Origin of the sequence: Rhizobium laguerreae (assembly GCF_019778565.1) — a bacterium.
GTDB lineage: Bacteria > Pseudomonadota > Alphaproteobacteria > Rhizobiales > Rhizobiaceae > Rhizobium > Rhizobium laguerreae.
Window position 1 is genome coordinate 472467 of sequence record NZ_JAAXQT010000004.1, and the last position, 21770, is coordinate 494236.

22 protein-coding genes and 1 tRNA gene are annotated in these 21770 nt (G+C 61.6%); 14 read left to right on the forward strand and 9 right to left on the reverse strand.

Annotated features, from left to right (window positions below; genetic code table 11):
- Positions 1-25 precede the first annotated feature (25 nt).
- Positions 26-616 (reverse strand): YqaA family protein, encoded by a 591-nt coding sequence (locus tag HFO71_RS16285; RefSeq protein WP_065281419.1) that lies wholly within the window; start codon positions 614-616, stop codon positions 26-28.
- 197 nt (positions 617-813) lie between these two features.
- Here HFO71_RS16285 and HFO71_RS16290 point away from each other — a divergent pair, with 197 nt between their 5' ends.
- Both HFO71_RS16290 and HFO71_RS16295 read left to right on the forward strand, forming a co-directional pair.
- Positions 814-1104 (forward strand): hypothetical protein, encoded by a 291-nt coding sequence (locus HFO71_RS16290; protein ID WP_077977752.1) that lies wholly within the window; start codon positions 814-816, stop codon positions 1102-1104.
- Positions 1105-1221: 117 nt separating this feature from the next.
- On the forward strand, positions 1222-1551 hold the full coding sequence (locus HFO71_RS16295) for a hypothetical protein (protein ID WP_077977751.1): 330 nt from the start codon (positions 1222-1224) through the stop codon (positions 1549-1551).
- Positions 1552-1602: 51 nt separating this feature from the next.
- Here the strand turns inward: HFO71_RS16295 and HFO71_RS16300 are convergent, their stop codons facing one another.
- Entirely contained in the window at positions 1603-3351 is a 1749-nt protein-coding gene (locus tag HFO71_RS16300) for a cation:proton antiporter domain-containing protein (protein WP_062941160.1), read from the reverse strand.
- 214 nt (positions 3352-3565) lie between these two features.
- Here HFO71_RS16300 and HFO71_RS16305 point away from each other — a divergent pair, with 214 nt between their 5' ends.
- On the forward strand, positions 3566-3850 hold the full coding sequence (locus HFO71_RS16305; protein ID WP_077977750.1) for a hypothetical protein: 285 nt from the start codon (positions 3566-3568) through the stop codon (positions 3848-3850).
- A 169-nt stretch (positions 3851-4019) separates the two neighbouring features.
- Positions 4020-4307, forward strand: coding sequence for a hypothetical protein (locus tag HFO71_RS16310; RefSeq protein WP_003543268.1), 288 nt, complete (start codon positions 4020-4022; stop codon positions 4305-4307).
- A gap of 193 nt (positions 4308-4500) precedes the next feature.
- Here HFO71_RS16310 and HFO71_RS16315 read toward each other — a convergent pair.
- A tRNA-Leu gene (locus HFO71_RS16315) sits at positions 4501-4585 on the reverse strand.
- 124 nt (positions 4586-4709) lie between these two features.
- A complete protein-coding gene (locus HFO71_RS16320; protein ID WP_062941157.1) occupies positions 4710-6005 on the reverse strand; it encodes an MFS transporter in 1296 nt (431 codons plus the stop codon).
- A 128-nt stretch (positions 6006-6133) separates the two neighbouring features.
- Between HFO71_RS16320 and HFO71_RS16325 the strand changes: the two genes are divergently transcribed.
- Positions 6134-6712 (forward strand): TetR/AcrR family transcriptional regulator, encoded by a 579-nt coding sequence (locus HFO71_RS16325; protein WP_011653696.1) that lies wholly within the window; start codon positions 6134-6136, stop codon positions 6710-6712.
- A 90-nt stretch (positions 6713-6802) separates the two neighbouring features.
- Here the strand turns inward: HFO71_RS16325 and HFO71_RS16330 are convergent, their stop codons facing one another.
- Positions 6803-7783, reverse strand: a complete 981-nt coding sequence (locus tag HFO71_RS16330; RefSeq protein WP_131640803.1) for an aldo/keto reductase — start codon at positions 7781-7783, stop codon at positions 6803-6805.
- Between the two features lie 216 nt (positions 7784-7999).
- Between HFO71_RS16330 and HFO71_RS16335 the strand changes: the two genes are divergently transcribed.
- On the forward strand, positions 8000-9631 hold the full coding sequence (locus HFO71_RS16335; RefSeq protein WP_077977747.1) for an AMP-binding protein: 1632 nt from the start codon (positions 8000-8002) through the stop codon (positions 9629-9631).
- Between the two features lie 26 nt (positions 9632-9657).
- Here HFO71_RS16335 and HFO71_RS16340 read toward each other — a convergent pair whose 3' ends face one another.
- From HFO71_RS16340 to secA, 3 genes are all read right to left on the reverse strand, one after another.
- Positions 9658-10935: a GNAT family N-acetyltransferase gene (locus HFO71_RS16340; RefSeq protein WP_077977746.1), complete on the reverse strand. Its 1278-nt coding sequence runs from the start codon at positions 10933-10935 to the stop codon at positions 9658-9660.
- The gene (locus tag HFO71_RS16345) at positions 10936-12351 is read right to left on the reverse strand and encodes an oligosaccharide flippase family protein (protein WP_221970553.1); all 1416 of its coding nucleotides are present in this window, start codon (positions 12349-12351) and stop codon (positions 10936-10938) included.
- Between the two features lie 181 nt (positions 12352-12532).
- Entirely contained in the window at positions 12533-15247 is a 2715-nt protein-coding gene (secA, locus tag HFO71_RS16350; protein WP_221988224.1) for a preprotein translocase subunit SecA, read from the reverse strand.
- A gap of 246 nt (positions 15248-15493) precedes the next feature.
- Between secA and HFO71_RS16355 the strand changes: the two genes are divergently transcribed.
- The 6 genes from HFO71_RS16355 (at position 15494) to HFO71_RS16380 (ending at position 19612) form a co-directional block, all read left to right on the forward strand.
- Positions 15494-16375 (forward strand): peptidylprolyl isomerase, encoded by an 882-nt coding sequence (locus tag HFO71_RS16355; protein WP_077977744.1) that lies wholly within the window; start codon positions 15494-15496, stop codon positions 16373-16375.
- 112 nt (positions 16376-16487) lie between these two features.
- Positions 16488-17729 carry a bifunctional glutamate N-acetyltransferase/amino-acid acetyltransferase ArgJ gene (argJ, locus tag HFO71_RS16360; RefSeq protein ID WP_077978064.1) on the forward strand — a complete coding sequence of 414 codons (1242 nt, stop codon included), beginning with the start codon at positions 16488-16490 and terminating at the stop codon, positions 17727-17729.
- Positions 17710-18516: a GNAT family N-acetyltransferase gene (locus tag HFO71_RS16365; RefSeq protein ID WP_077977743.1), complete on the forward strand. Its 807-nt coding sequence runs from the start codon at positions 17710-17712 to the stop codon at positions 18514-18516. Before argJ ends, HFO71_RS16365 begins: the two co-directional genes overlap by 20 nt.
- Positions 18513-18926 carry an 8-oxo-dGTP diphosphatase MutT gene (gene mutT / locus HFO71_RS16370; protein WP_011653687.1) on the forward strand — a complete coding sequence of 138 codons (414 nt, stop codon included), beginning with the start codon at positions 18513-18515 and terminating at the stop codon, positions 18924-18926. The genes HFO71_RS16365 and mutT overlap by 4 nt, the downstream gene beginning before the upstream one ends.
- 126 nt (positions 18927-19052) lie before the next feature.
- The gene (locus HFO71_RS16375; RefSeq protein ID WP_077977742.1) at positions 19053-19370 is read left to right on the forward strand and encodes a hypothetical protein; all 318 of its coding nucleotides are present in this window, start codon (positions 19053-19055) and stop codon (positions 19368-19370) included.
- A gap of 74 nt (positions 19371-19444) precedes the next feature.
- The gene (locus tag HFO71_RS16380) at positions 19445-19612 is read left to right on the forward strand and encodes a Flp family type IVb pilin (RefSeq protein ID WP_221988225.1); all 168 of its coding nucleotides are present in this window, start codon (positions 19445-19447) and stop codon (positions 19610-19612) included.
- A gap of 15 nt (positions 19613-19627) precedes the next feature.
- Here the strand turns inward: HFO71_RS16380 and HFO71_RS16385 are convergent, their stop codons facing one another.
- Positions 19628-20512: a methyltransferase domain-containing protein gene (locus tag HFO71_RS16385; RefSeq protein WP_077977741.1), complete on the reverse strand. Its 885-nt coding sequence runs from the start codon at positions 20510-20512 to the stop codon at positions 19628-19630.
- A 183-nt stretch (positions 20513-20695) separates the two neighbouring features.
- Between HFO71_RS16385 and HFO71_RS16390 the strand changes: the two genes are divergently transcribed.
- Together HFO71_RS16390 and grxC are read left to right on the forward strand one after the other, a co-directional pair.
- Positions 20696-21472: a ComF family protein gene (locus tag HFO71_RS16390; RefSeq protein ID WP_131640802.1), complete on the forward strand. Its 777-nt coding sequence runs from the start codon at positions 20696-20698 to the stop codon at positions 21470-21472.
- Positions 21473-21503: 31 nt separating this feature from the next.
- Positions 21504-21761 carry a glutaredoxin 3 gene (gene grxC, locus HFO71_RS16395; protein ID WP_077977739.1) on the forward strand — a complete coding sequence of 86 codons (258 nt, stop codon included), beginning with the start codon at positions 21504-21506 and terminating at the stop codon, positions 21759-21761.
- The last annotated feature ends 9 nt before the right edge of the window (positions 21762-21770 follow it).

A 21770-nucleotide genomic window follows, 5' to 3' on the forward strand; every position in this document is an offset into this window, starting at 1 on the left:
CTGTTCGGCCGAAAATCATCCTCGCCTAGTGAGCGAAAGAGCGGTAGCCGACATATAGCACGATCACCGTAGCGGCACCGATGCCAACGATCTGGCCGAGGCGCTTCTCGATGAAGTCACGGATCGGCTCGCCGTAGTGGCGCAGCAGCCATGCGAGGAAGAGGAAACGCGCGCCGCGTGCAATAATCGCCGAAACAATGAAAAGGCCCAGATTGACGTGAATGACGCCGGACAGGATCGTCACGATCTTGATCGGCGGCAAATGCGCAAGACCTGATGTGACAAGCAGCAGCAGGATCCACTCGTAGGTGACATAGGCCTTCATCTGCTCGAAGGCATCGAGCTTGCCGTAAAATTCGAGCACCGGCCGCGCCACCGTCTCATAGGCGTAAAAGCCGAGCGCCCAGCCGGCGATGCCGCCGAGTACGGAAGCGACGGTCGCGACCAGCGCGTAGCGATAGGAGCGTTCCGGCCTGGCAAGCGCCATCGGCAGGAACAGCACGTCGGCGGGAACGAGAAAGACGGAGCTTTCGACGAAGGCGATGACGGCGAGCCAGATTTCGGCCGATTTGCGTGCGGCCAGAGACATGGTCCAGTCGTAAAGTCTGCGGAGCATTCCGTTTCCTTCCTGTTGCAGTGCAAAAGAGCTTTAGGGGCCGTGCGCGGCGCTGTAAATGCTCGTCCGTGTCCTTCGTGCCACCGCCGTCAAAAAAATTTCGTGATGACGGGTGTCAGCACCTCTCCCAAGATTTCACGGGATTGCGAATCGGCCATTCTGCGGCAAGCTGATTTAGGGTCGACGTGCAGGGCGGCATGAGAATGTTCAAAGTGATCGAAGGTGGCCGTGGGCGGGCCGTGCAAATGGATGACCGGTCCGAGAAGGGGCGGGGACCGAGCAGAGACGACGTGCGCCGGGAGGCCGCGCGACGGATCGACGACAGCGGTTATCATCTGTCCCGCATCCGGGAATTCGCGACCGGCGTGCCGATGCTGGCCTCTCTCAAACACTTGTCGCTACAGATCGACTTCGCAGCCGAGGCGTTGTCGCGGCTCGACCCAATCCCGGACGATTTCCGCGCCGATGGCTATTGGCCGGCGGGCTGAGGCAATCACGCTTACGGCGCCGCGCGTCCGGGTATTTAATCCCGACGCCTGTCGGAACAACGGCTTGACTGCATGGTTTCCTTCTCATGATCAAAAAATCCCGAGGAGGATATTCCCATGCGGATGAAACTTGCTGCCGCCTCGCTGCTCGCCCTTGGCATGGCGACGTCGGCTTTCGCACAGGCCAACCCGCCGCAGGCTCCGACCAACAGCGGCGCCAATACGCCGAGCAGCTCGGAATATGACAGCACCGGCAACAGCGGCAGCGGCACGACTGTACCACTGGATCCGAATGCAACGAACAGCACGACGAACAATGGCTCCGCCAGTTCGATGAACATGCCGATGAACAAGGCGAATTGCCCGGACCAACCGAGCGGTGAGTCGCTTCAGACGCAAGGCGGCAACAGCGGCACGACGACCAGCGAAGCCTGCCCTGACAAGTAGTCCACTATTTGCCGAAACGCTGCAGCTCCTTCGGGAGCTGCGGCTTCCTTTTCAGGACAGGTCCATCGACTTTTCCCATTGCTGACGCAGGACGTTCATTTCCGTCCGCTTCTGGGCCATTTCGCTAACGGCGGCGCGCAGATGTGGGTGGTGCGACATGAACATGTTGAAGTCGCGCCGTTCGAGAACCTCGAACTGGCAGAAATCGACGGCAATGACGTCGGCGGTGCGCCGTGCGCCGGTCAGCAGTGCCATTTCTCCGAAGAAAGCTCCCGGCTCCAGGCGGATCGCGCCGCTGGCGAGCCGCACTTCCACCGCACCCGAAGAGATGAAATACATGCTGTCGCCGCGGTCGCCGCGGCGGATGACGCGTTCGCCGGGCGGCGCCGATTTCGCCTTGAAGAGCAGCAGCAGCTCCTCTTGCGCGTCCTCGTTGACTTGGGAGAACAGCGGGAAAGTCTCGATCAGCTGCTGCATCTTCAGTTGATGCTGGCGCTCGCGCTCTTCGCCGAGCGCCCTGATCTTTTCCAGTTCTTTGCCGAGCGCCTTCTGCCTGCTTCTGCCGTAGCTCTCCCAGAGGGAGGGCCACCTCGAATGGATAACTTTCTTCAGGCCGTCGGTTGCGAAGATCACGATCGGGTTGAGTGTGATCGACAGGATCGCGGCAGCCAGGATCAAATCCTGACCCTCATGCGGCAAAAGCCCGAGTGATACGCCGAGGCCGGCGAGGATGAAGGAAAACTCCCCGATCTGGGCAAGGCCGCCGGCTAATGTCAGTCCCATGCTGATCGGATATCTGAGCAGCATGACGATGAGGAAGGTGATGATGCCCTTGCCGAGGATGACGAGCGCCAGCGCGCCGATCACGGCCAGCGGCTCGCGCACCAGGATCGAGGGATCGAAGAGCATGCCGACGGAGACGAAGAACAGCACGGAGAAGGCATTCTGCAACGGCAGCGAGTCGGCGGCGGCCCTGTGGCTGAGCTGGGATTCGCTCATGACGACGCCGGCGAAAAAAGCGCCGAGTGCAAAGGAGACGCCGAAGATTGCCGCCGAGCCGAAGGCGATGCCGAGTGCGATCGCCAACACCGTCAGCGTAAAGAGTTCGCGCGAGCCGGTGCGGGCGATCATCGTCAGCAGCCAGGGCACGATGCGAGGGCCGAGGAAGATCGCCATGGCGGCGAAGGCCGCAACCTTCAGCAGCGTCAGGCCGATCGTCAGCGCCAGCGGCAGGTCGCCGAGGCCGTGGTTGGTCGTAGTGCTGGCGTTGCCGCCCAGAAGCTCTGCGAGGGCCGGTAGCAGCACCAGCGCCAGCACCATCACCAAATCCTCGACGATCAGCCAGCCGACGGCGACGCGTCCGCTTGCCGCGTTGACGAGATTGCGCTCCTCCAGCGCCTTCAAGAGCACGACAGTGCTCGCCACCGACAGGCTGAGACCGAGGACGATGCCGGCGCCGAGGCTCCAGCCCCAGAGTTTGCAAAGGCCGATGCCCAAGAGGGTCGCGAGGATAATCCGTCCGATCGCGCCAGGCACGGCGATGCCGCGCACGGCGAGCAGGTCGGAGGCGGAAAAATGCAGGCCGACGCCGAACATCAGCAGGATGACGCCCATTTCGGCGAGCTGGCCGGCAAGGGCGGTATCGGCGACGAAGCCCGGCGTGAACGGCCCCATCAGGATGCCCGCCATCAGGTAGCCGACGAGTGGAGGCAGCCGAAGCCGGTCGGCGCCATAGCCCAGGATCGCCGCGAAAACGAAACTGACGGCGACCGTCGCGATAAGTCCTACTTCCTGATGCACGTCCGCCCTCACTTGTGATCGCGGCGGCCACTTTGGACGAAGCGCGAGCAAAATTAAACAGTTGATTTGGGGGATGGGCTACAGTTTGAGGCCTTTGTTCTCAATCCTGGCTAGTGAGGCGCAGACGTCGTTCAAGGCACCATCCGGCCGTCACCGATGTTGGAACCACCTGCGTCTTGTCTCGTTGCCTTTTCATCAAGAAAGGAGAAACGGCATGCGGAAGATCATCTTGAACTGTACTGTGGCGGCCCTTGCCGCCTGCTCGTTTGCAGCGCCTGTTCTTGCCGACAGCGTTTATGTCAGAGAGCGTTCCTATGACGATGGCTATCGCCACGAGCGGGTAAGACCCGGCATCACCATCAGCGAACGTGGCGTCACTTTCGGTGCCGTGCGCGAACGTGGGCACCGCCGCTATCGCGATAATGGCTGCGAAACCAGGAGCGTCACCCGACAGACCGACGAAGGCGAGGTCACCAGGACGGTCCGGCGCTGCTATTAACGAAAAAATATGCGATAAGGGCGAAGCCCGGTTCCGACGAGCCGGGTTTTCGCCTTTCGTGGCACGAATATCTCAATGCAGTGGTGAAAGTCGTCTGTCGGTGTTATGAGCACGCCTTTGGTAAAAGCGCATTCCTAGCGCAAACACCGCCCGCACAGGATTTTTTAGAATGATTGAGCTTACGCCGTCCCAGATCGCCGCACTTAAACTCGCCAGGGATGGAGACCTTTATCCTCAGCCAGCCAATAAATGGACGCACGAGAACGCGACAGTGACTTACGCCAAAACTGACCGGTGGAAAGAGCGGCCTCAGAAAATAAAGTCGGTCACTGCCAAGACGTTGGGCGAGTTGAAGGAGCCGGGTTTTCTCGAAAGGCGGCACCTGGATGACGACGCATCAAAAGACGTCTACGGCATCACGATGGCCGGCAAGATGTGGCTGCTGAAGAATAAGTAAGCTTCGCTTAGATGCGAAATTCGTTCCGTAGGGCCATCGGTTCTTTGAGCAGGCTAGCCATTTGAGATGATGGTGCAGCTAACCGGAGCATTATAGAACCGGTCCGCCTTCGTTCCTGACGGAACTACGGCGCGACAGCCTCCGCTTAGCTGCTCTCTTCGGCTTGCCGAGCCGAAGCTCGCAGAGCGTAGGCTGGTGCCCCATGCCGGAGTCGAACCAGCACTTCTTTCGAAACTCGATTTTGAGTCGAGCGCGTCTACCAATTCCGCCAATGGGGCAACGGATATGAACGGGCGGCTGTCTAACATGCGAGCGCCCGGACGCGCAAGACCGGCAAACGAAGTTATCGGACTGATCCGGTAGAGAGATCCGGCCTCGCTGGAGGCCGGATCCCGTCTGATATCAATGGGCGGCGGCGGGGGCCGGGCTGCTCAGGCCGGACTTCTTCAGCGTGATCGCCAGAATCGAGGCCAGCAGGCAGAAGGCACCGGCGACGAAGAAGGCGGGCAGGTAGCTCGAAAGCTCCGTGCGCGAGAGGCCGGCGCCATAGGCGGCAGTCGCGGCTCCCAGCTGATGGCCGGCAAAGACCCAGCCGAAAACGAGGCCGACCTTTTCAGGGCCGAAGCGGTCGGCGGCGATCTTGACGGTCGGCGGCACGGTCGCGATCCAGTCGAGGCCGTAGAAGACGGCAAAGATGGAGAGGCCGTAAAAGCTGAAATCGCTGAAGGGCAGGTAGAGCAGCGACAGGCCGCGCAGGCCGTAATACCAGAACAGCAGCCAGCGATTATCGAAGCGATCGGACAGCCAGCCGGAACCGATGGTGCCGAAGAAATCGAAGATGCCCATGACAGCCAGCACGCTGGCGGCGGCCACCGGCACGATGCCGAAATCGCCGCAAAGGGTGACGAAATGGGTCTGGATCAGGCCGTTGGTGCTGAGGCCGCAGATGAAAAAGGTGGCAAAGAGGATCCAGAAGGTCGAGGTCTTCGAGATTTCTCTGAGGACAGTGATCGGTGTCATCAGCGCGACGCCAAGCGAGGTGCTTGCCGGCGGCGGCGTTACCTGCGTTTCGCCGAAGGAGGGCAGGTTGAGGTCGGCCGGGCGGTCGCGCATGAAAGCCAGCACGGCAAGGGCTGCGACCATGATCATGGCGCAGACGAAAAACACCGTCGAGCGCCAGCCGTAGCGTTCCGTCAGCTCCGCCATCAGCGGCAGGAAGACGAGCTGGCCTGTGGCCGAGCTTGCCGAGAGCATGCCGACGACGAGGCCGCGGTGCTTGGTAAACCAGCGGGAAGAGACGGTCGCGGCGAGCACCATCGCCGTCAGGCCGGTGCCGAAGCCGACGACGATGCCCCAGAGCAGCAGCAACTGCCACAGAGTCGTCATGAACAGCGAACCGACGAAGCCCGCGCCGATCAGCGCCAGTGCGAAGACGATGACCTTGCGCACGCCGAAATAATTCATGAAGGCAGCGGCGAACGGACCCATGAAACCGAACAGGATCAGGCGGATCGCAAGGGCCGAGGAAATCTGCGAGGTCTCCCAGCCGAACTCGTCCTGCAGCGGCTTTATGAGCACGCCGGGTGCGCCCATGGCGCCGGCGGTGACCAGCATGGTGAGGAAGGTCGCGGCAACGACGACCCAGCCGTAGTGGATGTTGCGCCGGGCAAGGGTGGAGGCGAGGACGGTGGAAACCATGGGCAAGATTCCGGTTGAATTCAGGTTCGGGAAATACAGGACCGATTTACATGATGGTCATCATATTTCTTGCGTATTGATGATGGACGTCATATATTTTGTCAAGCGACTATTTCTGGAGATGACAAATGCGGGTCAGCCGCGAAAAATTTGCCGAGAACCGCGAAAAGATCCTGAGCGTTGCCGGCGTGCTTTTCCGCGAAAACGGTTTCGACGGGGTCGGCGTTGCCGACATCATGAAGGCGGCCGGGCTGACGCATGGCGGCTTTTACGGTCATTTCGGTTCGAAGGACGACTTGGCGCTTGAGGTCAGCCGCAAGCTGATCGACAAGGTCGAGACGCGCTGGAAGGAGCATATCGCCGAATCGCCGGACCGGCCGCTGGCAGCGCTTCTCGATCATTATATCCACTGGCGCACGGTTGACGATCCGGGCGGCAGCTGTGTCTTTGCAACGCTGATCCAGGAAGTCAGCCGCAGCCGCGGCGCGGTCCGCGCGGTCTTCAGCGATGGGCTGTCTGTGCTGGTCGACACGCTTGCCGATATCGTTCCCGGGGAAACGGAAGAGGAGCGCCGCGCCAATGCGACGACGACACTCTCATCGATGATGGGTGCCGTCATTCTTGCTCGTGCTGTCGAAGACAGAGCGCTTGCCGAGCAGTTTCTGGTGACGATGCGCCGGCAGCTCGATCCTGAAAGCCAGACATAATCTCAGTCGCGAATGGCGCTGGTTTCGATCTCCCTCTCCACGTGGAGAGGGATCTATCTTGCATGTGCCTGAGGACCGAGAAGCCAGCGGCTACTTGAAGCCGGCGATGGCATGCGGGATGTAGGGTGCCTCCAGTGCAGCGATTTCCTCGTCGGTAAGCTTGACCGAGAGCGAGGCAACGGCGTCCGTGAGGTGGTTCGGTTTGGACGCGCCGATGATCGGGGCGGTCACCGCATTCTTCTGCAGGATCCAGGCGGTTGCGACCTGGGCGCGGGAGATGTTGCGGGCTTTGGCGATTTCGGCCACGGCCCCGACGATCTTGCGGTCGGCATCGATGGACTGGGTGTAGAGCGTCTTGCCGAATTCGTCGGTTTCGCTGCGGGCCGTCGTCTCGTCCCAGTCGCGAGTCAGGCGGCCGCGGGCAAGCGGGCTCCAGGGGATGACGGCGATCTTCTGATCCTCGCAGAGCGGCAGCATTTCGCGCTCCTCCTCACGGTAGAGCAGGTTCAGGTGATCCTGCATGCTGACGAATTCGGTCCAGCCGTTCAGTCTGGAGACGTAAAGCGCCTTGGCGAATTGCCAGGCATACATGGAGGAGGCGCCGATATAACGGGCCTTGCCCGATTTGACGATGTCGTGCAGCGCTTCCAGCGTTTCCTCGATCGGCGTCGTGTAGTCGAAGCGGTGGATCTGGTAGAGATCGACGTAGTCGGTGCCGAGGCGACGCAGGCTGTTGTCGATCTCGTCGAAGATCGCCTTGCGCGACAGGCCGGCGCCGTTCGGGCCCGGCCGCATGCGGTTGAACACCTTGGTCGCCAGCACGATGTCCTCGCGTTTGGCGAAGTCTTTTATGGCCCGGCCGACGATCTCCTCCGAGGAACCATTGGAGTAGGTGTTGGCGGTGTCGAGAAAATTGATGCCGAGGTCGATCGCCTGCTTGATCATCGTCCGGCTTTCTTCTTCCCTGAGGCTCCAGGCATGATTGCCCCGGCCGGGATCGCCAAAGGTCATGCAGCCCAAGCAGATTTTCGACACTTCGAGACCGGTCTTGCCAAATTTTGCGTATTCCATGAAACGGCTCCGTGATGAATTTGATAACCCCAGGCGGCTTTCCATGATTTAGCGCGAGATGGCCAAAGTCGCAGGGCGGCAGATGAAGAATCTATGCTGCATGCGCACAATGATCCGTGATCGCCTTCTGAGGCTCATCGCTGTCGATTCCGGCTGCAGCTTGCACATCAGCGCCGCAAGATGTTAGCTGATGCAGCATTTTACCGGAATCCGACCATGCAACTGCCGTCCCACGATCGCTATGACGATCTCTATCGCGATTTCTCCTGGCGGATTCCGGAGGATTTCAATATCGGCCGCGCCGTCAGCGACGACTGGGCCGCGAAAGATCCGGAGCGCGTCTGCCTTGAGCATTTCAGCCCCGACGGCGATCACCGTGCGATGACCTATCGCGCGCTCGCCGATCGTTCCTCGGCCTTCGCAAATGCGCTCGTCTCACTAGATATCAAACGCGGCGATCGCGTCGCGCTGCTATTGCCGCAATCCTTCGAAACGGTGATCGCACATGTGGCGATTTACAAGACCGGCGCGATTGCGCTGCCACTGGCGCTGCTCTTCGGCGTCGAGGCGCTGGAATATCGGCTGAAGGCGGCAGGTGCCGCGGCCGTCGTCACCAACGGCTTTGGTCTCGAACGCATCCGGCAGATCCGCGGACGCCTGCCGGCGTTGAAGCATATCGTCAGCATCGACGGGACGTGTGCCGATGCGACTGCTTTTGCCGAACTGGTGGATGGCCATCCCCCTGTCTTCGACATCGCCAAAACTGGTCCGGACGACCCGGCGCTGATGATCTTCACGTCGGGAACGACGGGGCCGCCCAAGGGCGCGTTGCATGGCCACCGCGTCCTGCCCGGCCATATTCCGGGCATGCAGTTCGCCCATGAGGGGTTTCCGCGGCCGGGCGATAAGGTCTGGACGCCGTCCGACTGGGCCTGGGCCGGGGGGCTGCTCAACGCGCTGCTGCCAAGCCTTCTGCTCGGTGTTCCCGTCGTTTCGTCGCCGGCGCAGAAATTCGATGCCGGCATGGCTTATCGCATCATGGCCGAAATGAAGGTGCGCAATGCCTTCATTCCGCCGACGGCGCTGAGATTGATGCGGTCCGTGTCCGATCCGCGCTCGAAATATGATCTGGTGCTGCGCACCATCGGTTCGGCCGGGGAGGCGCTCGGCCGCGAGACCTATGAATGGGCGCGCCATACGCTCGGCATCACCGTCAACGAATTCTACGGCCAGACGGAGTGCAATTTCGTGCTTGCGTCGAGCGCTGCCTATGGCGTCACCACGGCGGGCGCCATAGGACGGGCGGTGCCCGGGCACCGCGTTGCGATCGTCAGCGAGACGGGCGACGAGTTGCCCGTCGGCGAACCGGGCCAGATCGCGATCGCCAGTCCCGATCCTGTCATGTTTCTCGGCTACTGGGACGACATGGCAGCGACGGAACGAAAATTCGTCAAAGGCTGGCTGCTCACCGGCGATATCGGCCGGCAGGACGCTGAGGGCTATATTACCTTCGACGGACGCGACGACGACGTGATCACCTCGTCGGGATATCGCATCGGCCCCGCCGAGATCGAGGACTGCCTGATCGGCCATCCCGCCGTACAGCTTGCCGCCGCCGTCGGCAAACCCGATGCCGTGCGCACCGAAATCGTCAAGGCCTATATCGTGCTTTCACCAGGCCATCATCCAAGCGAGGCGCTGGCCGCCGACATCAGGGAATGGGTGAAGACGCGGCTTTCGATGCACGAATATCCGCGCGAAGTGGAATTCATCGATGCATTGCCGCTGACCACCACCGGCAAGGTGATCCGCCGGCTGCTGCGCGAAAGGGCTGCCAGCGAAGGATAGAACCGCTACGCATTTTGCTGGAATGCTTAGCCCCGGCCGGCAAGCGACATGATCTTTTCGCGCAGCATCTTCGCCATATTGCGGGTGCTGCGGTACATGTGAAGCTGGGCGGTGACCTGGCGCATGTCGCGGTCGCTGTTCTGCGTCAGGCCGATCACCAGCGTTCCCATCTCCTCGCGCTCCTGCCAGAAGCGGCTCATGATCGGATGATCCGAGACGGCGCAGGAATCGGAGCGGACGATATTGGCATCGTCGAGATGCCATTCGGTGAGTTCGCTCATCAGCAGCTTGCCCGGCGAATAGCGGGCATAGTTTTCGTCGTAGGCGGTCTTCCAGGTATAGGCCTCGCCGCCCATCATCAGCACGACGATGGCGGCGATCGCCTTGCCGTTGAGGTCGATCGTGTGTATGCGCACGGCATCGCCGGCGGCAAGGTTCGACACCGCCTCGCGGGCGAATGCCGTGTGATAACGATCGGTGACGAGAGCGCTTCGCCGCTTGCCCTTCCAGCCACCGGCTTCCATCGCCAGGAATTCCTCGAAGCGGGTATGGATTTCGCGCGGCTGGCGGGCGACGGCATAGACCGCGGTTCCCTTTTCCTCCAGCAGGCGCCACTGGCGGCGCATCTCGCGCATATGCGAGGAGGAGATGGTTTTGCCGAGATAGACCGGCGCCTCTTCCTCGCTCTGCAGCATCGGGCGCAGGTATGGATTGGTAACGGTGACGGGAAGATTGCGGCTGAGCGCAACGGCCTTGACCATGCGCACGAAGATCCCGTTCAGCCTGAGATCCGGCAGGACCATTATGCTGGGCAGATTGAGATCACGCGCGGTCAGCCCGTCGAAGAGGTTGTCGAGGGTTTCGGCGGCATCCTCGCCATCGACGAGCGGCGTGCCGAGCGGACCAAAGCTGTTCGACCAGCCGCGGATGATTGACGGGCCGACGGCAAAGCCCGGCTTGTCGACCGAAAATGGCAAGAGGAAGCGCATGCGGCTGCGGCCGGCATTGTGATCGCGGATCAGGGCGAAGTTCACCTGCCGGTCTTCGAGCCGCGGCATGGCGGGGGCGAGGAAACGGCCGGAGAAAAAGACGTTCGGTTCCATCGCCCGGTTGGAGAGGAAATCGAGCTCATCCTGAAGCTCATAGCCGAGCTTGCCCGGATAGAGGCAGAGCTCGCGCCCCGGCCGGCCGATCTCGGCGCGGGCCTCGGCCTGCGGCGCTTCGAAATGCAGCGCTGCGAGATCATGCACCATGCGGTTTGCTGCGCTGTCGGTACTTTCGGTAACGGGGGGAACACGCACCATCTATCGAACTCTCATTTCTGGCGTTGCGGCGGAGGGGCTGGCGAAGGCGAAAAGAACGATGCCGAGGGTGCGGCGCACGGCGACATGCAGCAGGATTGCCTCAACGGCCATGGCGGAGGCCGTGGCGATCGCCGTGCCTTCGATGCCGTAATGCGGGATCAAAGCGAGGTTGAGGCCGACATTGGCCGTCAGTGCGCCGGCATAGAGCGCGACGCAGAGGTTCTGCTTGCCCGCCATCATCAGCAGCGTTTCGGCCGGGCCGACCAGCGATTTGGCGAGGATGCCGGCGAGCAGGATCGCCATGACCAGATAACCTGATGTAAAAGCGCCGCCGAAGAGCGACAGCAGCAGATGGCCGGCCGCAAGCACGACAAGGCCGACCCCGAGCGCCGGCCAGAAGGTCCAGCGCGCGGAGTCGATGGCAGCTGCTGCCAACTGGTCTTGGTCGCCTTCGGCGATGATCGAGGAAAAGCGCGGGCCGGAGGCTGCCTTGACCGAGAAATTAATGAAATGCACCAGCGCCATCGTCTTGGCGGCGGCGAAGTAGATGGCGACATCGTGCGGCTCGAGGAAGATGCCGACGACGACGACGTCGGAATTGGTCAGCAGGAAGCTCACGCCCTCGATCAGGAAAATCGGAAAGGCGACGCTGAACCAGGCGAGGAAGTCGACCTTGCGCGGGCCGTCGTCATAATGCCGGCGAAAGCGGTAGAGCGTTGCGGCATATTGGCCGAGAGCAGTGACGTAGGTGGCGGCGAGCGCTGCCTGCATCGCGGTGACGGCCGTGTGTTCGGCGCCGATGGCAATCGCGATCAGCATGAAGAGGATGATGAGAATCGGGCGGGCGATATAGACCGGGCCCAGCGCCATCACCGGCCAATGGTTTGCCCGTGACGTGCCTTCCAGAATGTCGCCGAGTGCGATCATCGGCATGGCGAGCAGGCCGATGAAGATCGGAACGAGATAATAGACCTGGATCATACCGCCGAAGAAATGCAGCCCGAGCATGCCGGCTGCGAGCACTGCCGTGCCGGACAGCAGCGCAAAGATGCGCGCCGTGCCGGTCAGGCCGCGGATTTCCTCGAAAGCGCCCGCTGCCCTGTATTGCGGCAGGAAGCGGACGATCGCGGTGTGGAAACCGAGGCATGAGAGATCGCCGAAGACGACGACCAGCACCCAGACGAAAACGAAGATGCCGTATTCATATTCTCCCATCAGCCGGGCGAGCACGATCTGCGAGACGAAGGCGAGTGCGGCGCTGAGGATACGGATCGAAAAGGCCGTCAGCGCCATGCGCTGGGCGGCCGCCCTCTCACCGCGCTCGGTGAGCACGGCAGCAAGCAAACGCAGCGTGCGGCCGCCGATCGGGCGCAGGCCCGCGGGCAGCATCTTCTCCGCTGTTTCTATGACCGCCATGATGAACACGCAAAACTCTGAGGTCAGGCAAATCGCCCCTGAAGTCTTGACAGAACAGGGTTAAGAAACGGTTCCGGATAGGGTCTGCCGCCCGACGCTGAAATTCCGGCTTTCCGGCATTGCCGCAGAAAAGAAAATGCCGCCCGAAGGCGGCATTTTCGCGGATCTTTGCGGGCTTGCCTCAGACCTGCTCGAAGGCGCCGTGGCAGTGCTTGTATTTCTTGCCGGAACCACAGGGGCAGGTCTCGTTGCGGCCGACCTTGCCCCAGGTGGCTGGGTCATCCGGGTTGCGGTTTTCAGGAGAAACGACTTCCGACGCCTGGTAGATCGCCGGGGCGAAATCGTCCTCGCCGGTCGTCGGATCCAGGTGATGGGCCTGCATCAGCGGCGGTTCAGGCTCGGCAGGGGCCTGCTGCACCAGTTCGACGCGCATCAGTTGAGCGGTGACGGCCTCGCGCAGATTGTTGAGCAGCGCCGTGAAGAGCTCGAAGGCCTCCGACTTGTACTCCTGCAGCGGATCGCGCTGGGCATAGCCGCGGAAGCCGATGACGGAGCGCAGATGGTCGAGGTTGACGATGTGCTCGCGCCAGAGATGATCGAGCGTCTGCATGACGATCGAGCGTTCGACATAATGCATGATGTCGTCGCCGAAACGCTCGGCCTTTTCCGTGAAGGCCGCATTGGCGGCTTCCGTCAGGCGCTCGCGGATGTCGTCCTCGCCGATGCCTTCTTCCTTCACCCAGTCCTCGACCGGCAGGTCGAGATTGAGGATGTTCAAAGCCCCGGTCTTCAGGCCGGCGGCATCCCATTGTTCGGCATAGGCGCGCTCTGGGATATGCTTTTCGACCATGTCCTCGATCACCTCACGGCGCATGTCGGAAACGGTCTCGGAAATATTGGTCGATTCCATCAGTTCGAGGCGCTGCTCGAAGACCACCTTGCGCTGATCGTTGAGAACGTCGTCATACTTCAGGAGGTTCTTGCGGATGTCGAAGTTGCGGGCTTCGACCTTCTTCTGGGCGCGCTCCAGGGCCTTGTTGATCCAGGGATGGACGATCGCCTCGCCCTCCTTGAGGCCGAGCTTGGTCAGCATGCTGTCCATGCGGTCGGAGCCGAAGATGCGCATCAGGTCGTCCTGAAGCGACAGGTAGAACTTCGAGCGGCCGGGGTCGCCCTGACGGCCGGAGCGGCCGCGCAGCTGGTTGTCGATGCGGCGGCTTTCATGGCGTTCGGTGGCGATGACGTAGAGGCCGCCGGCGTCGAGCGCCTTCTGCTTGAGTTCCTTGATCTCCTCGATGATCGCCTGGATCCGGGCGTCACGCTCCGGACCGGCTTCGACTTCGCCGAGTTCGCGCTCGATGCGCATGTCGAGGTTGCCGCCGAGCTGGATGTCGGTGCCGCGGCCGGCCATGTTGGTGGCGATGGTGATGGCACCCGGCACGCCGGCCTGGGCGACGATATAGGCTTCCTGCTCGTGGTAGCGGGCGTTCAGAACCTTGAAGTCGTCGAAGCCCTGCTTGCGCAGGCGCTCGGCGAGCAGTTCCGATTTCTCGATCGAGGTGGTGCCGACCAGCACCGGCTGGCCGCGCTTGTGGGCGTCGAGGATCTCCTCGATGATCGCCTTGAACTTCTCGTCGAAGGTCCGGTAGACCTCGTCGTCCTCGTCGAGGCGCTTGATCGGCAGGTTGGTCGGGACCTCGATGACATCGAGATTATAGATGTTGGCGAATTCTTCCGCTTCCGTCTGCGCCGTACCGGTCATGCCGGCGAGCTTGTCGTACATGCGGAAATAGTTCTGGAAGGTGATCGAGGCCAGCGTCTGGTTTTCCGGCTGGATCTGTACCTTTTCCTTGGCTTCGAGCGCCTGGTGCTGGCCTTCCGAATAGCGGCGGCCCGGCATCATACGGCCGGTGAACTCGTCGATGATGACGACTTCGTCGTTGCGGACGATATAGTCCTTGTCGCGCTGGAAGAGCTTGTGGGCCTTCAGCGCGTTGTTGACGTGGTGGACGATCGCAACGTTCTCGATGTCGTAGAGCGCGTTGCCCTTCAGGAGGCCGGCCTGGCGGAGCAGGTTTTCCAGCTTCTCGGTGCCCTCTTCGGAGAAGTTGGCGGAGCGCTGCTTCTCGTCTATCTCGTAGTCGCTGGGCTCCAACAGCGGAATGTAGGCGTCGATCGTATTATAGAGTTCGGAGCGGTCGTCGAGCGGACCGGAGATGATCAGCGGCGTGCGCGCCTCGTCGACGAGGATCGAGTCCACTTCGTCGACGATTGCGAAGTTGTGGCCGCGCTGGACCATCTGGTTCTTCTCGTACTTCATGTTATCGCGCAGATAATCGAAGCCGAGTTCGTTGTTGGTGGCGTAGGTGATGTCGCAGGCATAGGCCGCGTGGCGCTCCTCGTCGGAGAGACCGTGGACGATGACCCCGATGGTCATGCCGAGGAAGCCGTAGACGCGGCCCATGGTGGCGGCATCGCGCTGGGCGAGGTAATCGTTGACGGTGACGACGTGCACACCCTTGCCGGAAAGCGCGTTCAGATAGACCGGCAGGGTGGCGACGAGGGTCTTGCCTTCGCCGGTCTTCATCTCGGCGATCGCATTCGAATGCAGAATCATGCCGCCGACCAGCTGTACGTCAAAAGGTCGCAGGCCAAGAACGCGGCGCGAGGCTTCGCGCACGACGGCAAAGGCCGGGATCAGAATGTCGTCGAGCGTCTTGCCCTCGGCGAGCAGGGCGCGAAACTCCGCGGTCTTTGCCGCGAGCTGCTCGTCCGTCAGGGCCTTCGTCTTCTCTTCGATAGAGTTGATGGCAGTGACGTTCGGCTGGTAGGACCGCACGCGGCGGTCATTCGAAGACCCAAATAACTTGCGGGCTATACCGCCAAAGCTGACCATATGACTGGCCCTTTCTCAATATTCATCCCCGGCGTTTCTTGTTCGCGGCCCAGCCGAAAATCAGGCGCGCGCCTTAAAACGCCCGGAAACTGTTCTGGACGCGAGGTTGCGTGACAGATAAGAGGGGGGTCGAATGATGTCAACGGATTTGGCGGATACAGAAAGGCCACAATCCAGTGTTGATGGCTATTTTGGGCTGGATTCAGGGGATGCTGAAACCGGCAATGTAACTGTGAAGGGTATTTCATGTTGAGCACCAACAAACTTGCCGTTCTGGCGTTTGCAACCTTTGTTGCGCTCCAGGCCCCGGCCTATGCCGATGACGCCGTCATCGCCAAGGTTGGCACCCTGGAGATCCACCAGTCGGAACTCGACCTCGCCGTCGCCAATCTCGATCCCCAGCTGGCGCAGCTTCCCGATGACCAGAAGAAGGTCGCAGCCCTTTCCGCAGCCATCGACGTGAAGCTGCTCGCCGCCGACGCTGCCACCGAGAAGCTTGATCAGACCGACGAATTCAAGAAGCGCATGCAGTATCTCTCCGACCGCGAGTTGCACAATGCCTATTTCAAGAAACATGTCGTCGATATCGTGACGCCTGACGAAGTCAAAGCCCGTTACGACAAGGAAGTCGCCGCCCTGCCGAAGCAGGAGGAAGTCCACGCCCGCCACATCCTCGTCAAGACCGAGGACGAAGCCAAGGACATCATCAAGCAGCTCGACGCCGGCAAGGATTTCGCCGAACTCGCCAAGGAAAAGTCCACCGATCCGAACAAGTCGGAAGGCGGCGATCTCGGCTATTTCTCGCGCGGCCGCATGGTCAAGGAATTCGAAGACGCAGCCTTCGCGCTTGAGAAGGGCACCTATTCCAAGACGCCCGTCAAGACCGATTTCGGCTTCCATGTCATCAAGGTCGAAGATAAGCGCGATGCCCCGCCGCCGCCCTTCGAGCAGGTGCAGGATCAGGTTCGTCAACTCGTCATGCGCGACAAGTATCTTGCGCTTCTGAACCAGGCGAAGGCGTCCGCCAAGATCGAGATCACGGACGAGACGCTGCGCAAGGGTTACGACCAGGCAAACAAACAGCCGGAGCCGGGCAGCGAGCCCGTCGCGCCGGTGCCGCAGCAGTAATAGTCGCATCAGGGCCCGGTTCTTCCGGGCCCTTCACTATCGTGGTTGTCGCATTTCCGGACGGCGAACCGGTTTCCATTTCGCCTGGAAATGCTCATTGGCAGGTCTCATCATGTCCGGTTCCGTCTCTCCGCTCGCTCCGAAATCCTTCGTCTCGATGCCGCCGCTGCGCGGCGTGCGCCTGGCGACGGCTTCCGCCGGCATCAAGTACAAGAACCGCACCGACGTGCTGATGATGGTCTTCGATAAGCCGGCGGCTGTCGCGGGCGTCTTTACCCGCTCGAAATGCCCGTCGGCGCCGGTCGATTTCTGCCGGGCCAATCTCCCCCATGGCAGCGCGCGTGCCGTCGTCGTCAATTCAGGCAATGCCAATGCTTTCACCGGCCTGAAGGGCCGCCAGGCGACCGCGCTGACGGCGAAGTCGGCTGCCGCTGCCGTCGGCTGCGCCGAAAACGAGGTCTACCTGGCCTCGACCGGGGTCATCGGCGAGCCGCTCGATGCCACCAAATTCGCAGGCGTTCTAGATCGGATGCAGGTCGAAGCGACCGGCGATTTCTGGTTCGAGGCCGCCAAGGCGATCATGACGACCGACACCTATCCGAAGGTTTCGACCCGCAGCGCCGAGATCGGCGGCGTGGCCGTGACGATCAACGGTATCGCCAAGGGTGCCGGCATGATCGCGCCTGATATGGCAACGATGCTCTCATTCGTCGTCACCGATGCCGACATTGCGCCTGCCGCGCTGCAGGCGCTGCTGTCCGACGGCGTCGGCCCGACCTTCAATTCCATGACCGTCGACAGCGACACCTCCACCTCGGACACACTGATGCTGTTTGCGACGGGTGCGGCGGCCGAGGACGGCCAGGCCCGCATCGAACGCGCCGACGACCCGCGGCTTGCCGCCTTCCGGGCCGCGCTCAACGAAGTGCTGAAGGATCTGTCGCTGCAGGTGGTGCGCGACGGCGAGGGTGCCACCAAGATGCTCGAAATCACCGTGACGGGGGCCGAGAGCGATGCCGCCGCCAAGCGCATCGCGCTGTCGATCGCCAATTCGCCGCTGGTCAAGACCGCGGCCGCCGGCGAAGACGCCAATTGGGGCCGTATCGTCATGGCCGTCGGCAAATCCGGCGAGATGGCCGACCGCGACCGGCTCGCCATCTGGTTCGGCGATATCAGGGTCGCCGTCAATGGCGAGCGTGATCCCGATTATTCCGAGGCGGCTGCCTCGGACGTCATGAAGGCGCAGGATATCCCCGTCAAAGTCGATATCGGGCTCGGCACTGGTTCGGCAACCGTCTGGACCTGCGACCTCACCAAGGAATATGTTGCGATCAATGGCGACTATCGGAGCTGATCGTTCATTGGCGCAGGCATCCATTTCTTCACACAATCTGCCACTGGTGCGTAGGCTGGAGGCCGTTGGCTTCCGCGCCTGGCCGGCGGCTTCCGTGCAATATGACGGCAGCTGGCAGGTGCGGCTGACGGCCGGTCACCCGTCCAACCGGCTGAACTCGATCGTACCGCTCGATCCCTCGGATCATCGCGACGTCGAAATCCGCCTGGAAAAGGCGAGCCGGAAGTTCGAGGCCTATGGCCGCGCCGCCGTGGTCCGCCAGACGCCGCTTGCCTCGCCGGTGCTGATCGAACTTCTGCGCGCGCAGAACTGGACGCGCTTCGACGATACGGTGGTGATGACATGCGACCTTGCCGAGGCGGAGCTGCCGGATACGCTCGATCACCTGCCGACCCATGATGTCGGTCGTTTCGTCGACGCCAACCTCGCCGTCGACCAGGCGCCACTGAGGCTGAAGCCGGCGCTTGCCGAGATCATTTCGGCGATCAAGCCGCCATCCGGCCTGTTTATGATCGAGAACGCGGTGGACGGCCCGCTTGCAACCGTGCTCTGCGTCCAGGACAACGACCTCGCCGGCATCGTGTCGCTTTCGGTCTCCGAGGCGCGGCGGCGTGAGGGGCTCGGCACCGAAATCCTCACCTCGGCATTGCGCTGGGCGCGCATGCGCAGCGCCCGTTCGGCCTGGCTGCAGGTGAAGCTGTCCAACCGTCCGGCCATCGCACTTTATGAGCGCCTCGGTTTTCGCGACGCCTATCATTATTGCTATTGGCAAAAGGAGCCGCGATGAGCGAGGCGGGCCGGAAGATATTGCTGGTCGCCGCCTGTGCGCTGATCGATGCCGATGGGCGTATCCTGTTGGCACAGCGCCCCGAGGGAAAGTCGCTCGCCGGGTTGTGGGAGTTTCCCGGCGGCAAGGTCGAGCCCGGTGAGACGCCGGAGGAAACGCTGGTGCGCGAGCTCGAAGAAGAGCTCGGCATCCACACCAAGATCGCCTGTCTCGCGCCGCTTACCTTTGCCAGCCACTCCTACGAGACCTTCCACCTTTTGATGCCGCTTTATATCTGCCGGCGCTATGAGGGCATTCCCCAGGGCCGGGAGGGGCAGGCGCTGAAATGGGTGCGTCCGCAGGCGCTGCGCGATTACCCGATGCCGCCGGCCGACGAGCCGCTCATCCCGATGTTGCAGGATTTACTTTAGCATTATCTGATTATTATTGTGCCACACCATTTTCGGCTGTGGATATTAATGGATCGTTTAACACCTTCTGCCAAAGATCGGCCTCAATCAAGCATCTGGCGTGCGTGTATTAAAAGGCTTGACCTCATGGACGATGATTTCTGGAAAGCTGTCCGGGAAAAGGAACGGGCCTCGTCTGCCTCGCGCAGGACGGGTGCGCTGAATATCGCCCTCCTGTTCGGCACGGCGGTAGTCGCGCTGACGCTTATCCTGACGCCAATGCTTGCGGATTCCTCGAAGAAAAGCGTCTTTGCCAGTGCTCCGGCGGATTTCGATACGATCACTACGGGATCAATCCCAAAGACTGAGAGTGGCAAGCGGTATACGATCCGCCGCAGCGTCCTCCAGGATACGCCCGGTTCGGTCTGCGTCGTCCAGGGCTATGGCGTCGGCGCCGGTTGCTGAAAAATGCCGGCCGTCGCCCGATGGTCGTGGAATTGGTCGTTTGCCGTCGGTCTCGCTCAGAGGGTCTCGTAATAATGCGTATTTTGAAAGCATTTCTTGCAGATCGCAGAGGTGCGACGGCAATTGAGTATGGCTTGATCGCCGCCCTCATTTGTGGCGCACTCATCTCCGGTCTGGGGTTCTTCACCGGCGCCTTGCAGGACGTCTTCAACGTGATCGATAACAATATGACGGTGAATTGAAGAAGTAGCCGGCGGCTACTGCTTGAGCTTGTGTTCGTCCACCTTCAGTGCATCGGCAAGGCGCGCCTTGGCCGAACCCGGCCTGAGCGGCTTTTGCTGGCTCTCGTGGGCAGCCCATCCCGAAACATAGATGATCGAGAAGGTGGCGCGGATACGTCCATCGGTATCGGAATAACGTTCGGCGTAGATCTCCGCTGCGCGCAGGAAGAAGGCACGTGTCAGCGGCATCCGGGCGCGGGCTGCAAGCGGATTGCTCATGCCCATCGCCCTTAGATCCCGCATCAGGGGAAAGAGCGAATCATAGCGCACCGTATAATTCTCCGCATCGATCACCGGCAGCGTGAAGCCGGCGCGCTGCATGAGGCTGCCGACATCGCGCACATCGGCGAAGGGAATGACACGCGGGCTTGCGCCGCCTGTCATCTCGACCTCGGCGGCCAGCAGCACGTCACGCAGTTCCTGCAACGTGCCGGCGCCGGGGATCGCGGCCAGGAACAAGCCGTCGGGCTTCAGGGCGCGGCGGATCTGGATGAAGACACCCGGCGTATCGTTGGTCAGATGCAGGCTGAGCGGCGCAAGGATGAGATTGGCCGATTGTGGTTCGAGCGGTACGTCCTCGAGCGGCGCCTCGATCAAGATTTCGTCCGGCCCGGCATAGGCCTTCTCACTTTCGACGCGGATCATCGTGCCGATCTTGCCCGTTGCCAGTGCGGCCCGGGCGGCAGCACCGGTCGCGCCATGCAGTTCGACGGCGGTTCCGAAGGTCCGCTCGACCACCGTAAGCCGCTCGGCCATCTCTTCAGCGGCAACGTCGAGCAGGAAGGCGGCTTTCGGGTCGTTGTTTACAAGCGCGCGACGCCGATGTGCGGCGATCACGGCTTTGTCGAAGATCGTTTCCATGGCGATGTCCTTAGTCCCGCACTGCCTGCGCGGCAAGACGATTTTCCTTTCGCGAAGAACACGCTAGTGCGTCCTTAGCGCTTCCACAGGACGCGCTAAGGACGCTCTATCACTTTGAATCTGCGGATAATCCTTTCCGAAAATCGATTCCGATTTTCGGGGTTATGCGCTAATCTCTGCGGCATGAGACTGATCAACGTCGAAAATCCGTCAGAGTTCTTGCGGGCGCATCTCTTGCGACCGTTTTCGGCGCTTGCCGATTTCTTTTATCCGCCCGCCTGCTCCGTCTGCGGCATTTCGACCGGCGGCCATCGCGGGCTCTGCGCGAAATGCTGGTCCGGCATCCGCTTCATCGAACGACCCTATTGCGAGGTGCTCGGCATTCCCTTCTCGCACGATCTCGGTGCCGGCATCCTCAGCGCCGAGGCGATCGCCAACCCGCCGCCCTTCGACCGGCTGCGGTCGGCGGCGACCCACGACCACGCGGTCCGCGATCTCGTCCATGGGCTCAAATATCGCGATCGCACCGATCTGGCGCCGATGATGGCAGCCTGGATGCTGCGCGCTTCCGACGGGACGGTCGAAAGCTGCGATGCACTGATGCCGGTGCCGCTGCACCGTAGCCGTATGCTGACGCGCAAGTTCAACCAGGCAGCCGAGCTTGCCCGCCACATGGCAAAGCTCTCGGGCAAGCCGCTGCTTGCCGCCACGCTTATGCGCGTCAAGCGCACCAGCCAGCAGGTCGGCCTTGGCGCCAAGGCGCGCGAAGACAATGTCAGGGGCGCCTTTGCGATCGCCAAGGGCTGCGAAAACGACATTTTCGGCAAGCGCATCGTCCTTATCGACGACGTCTATACAACAGGGGCAACGGTCGCTGCGGCAAGCCGGACGCTGCGCAAGGCGGGTGCGGCTGACATAACGGTTTTGACCTTTGCAAGGGCTCTCTCCGAGCCTATATGACAGAAATACCCGGCATCGGTCTGGAGAGACTATGGTACCCGTCACAATCTATACACGGCAGTTCTGCGGCTATTGCAGCCGCGCCAAGTCCCTTCTCGAAGAAAAGGGTGTCGAATATGTCGAGCACGACGCGACCTTTTCGCCGGATCTTCGCCGGGAGATGATCGGCAAGTCGAACGGGCGTACCACTTTTCCTCAGATCTTCATCGGCGCCGATCATGTCGGCGGTTGCGACGATCTCTTTGCGCTCGATCGGGCCGGCAAGCTCGATCCGATGCTGGCAGCCTGAGGAAGAACC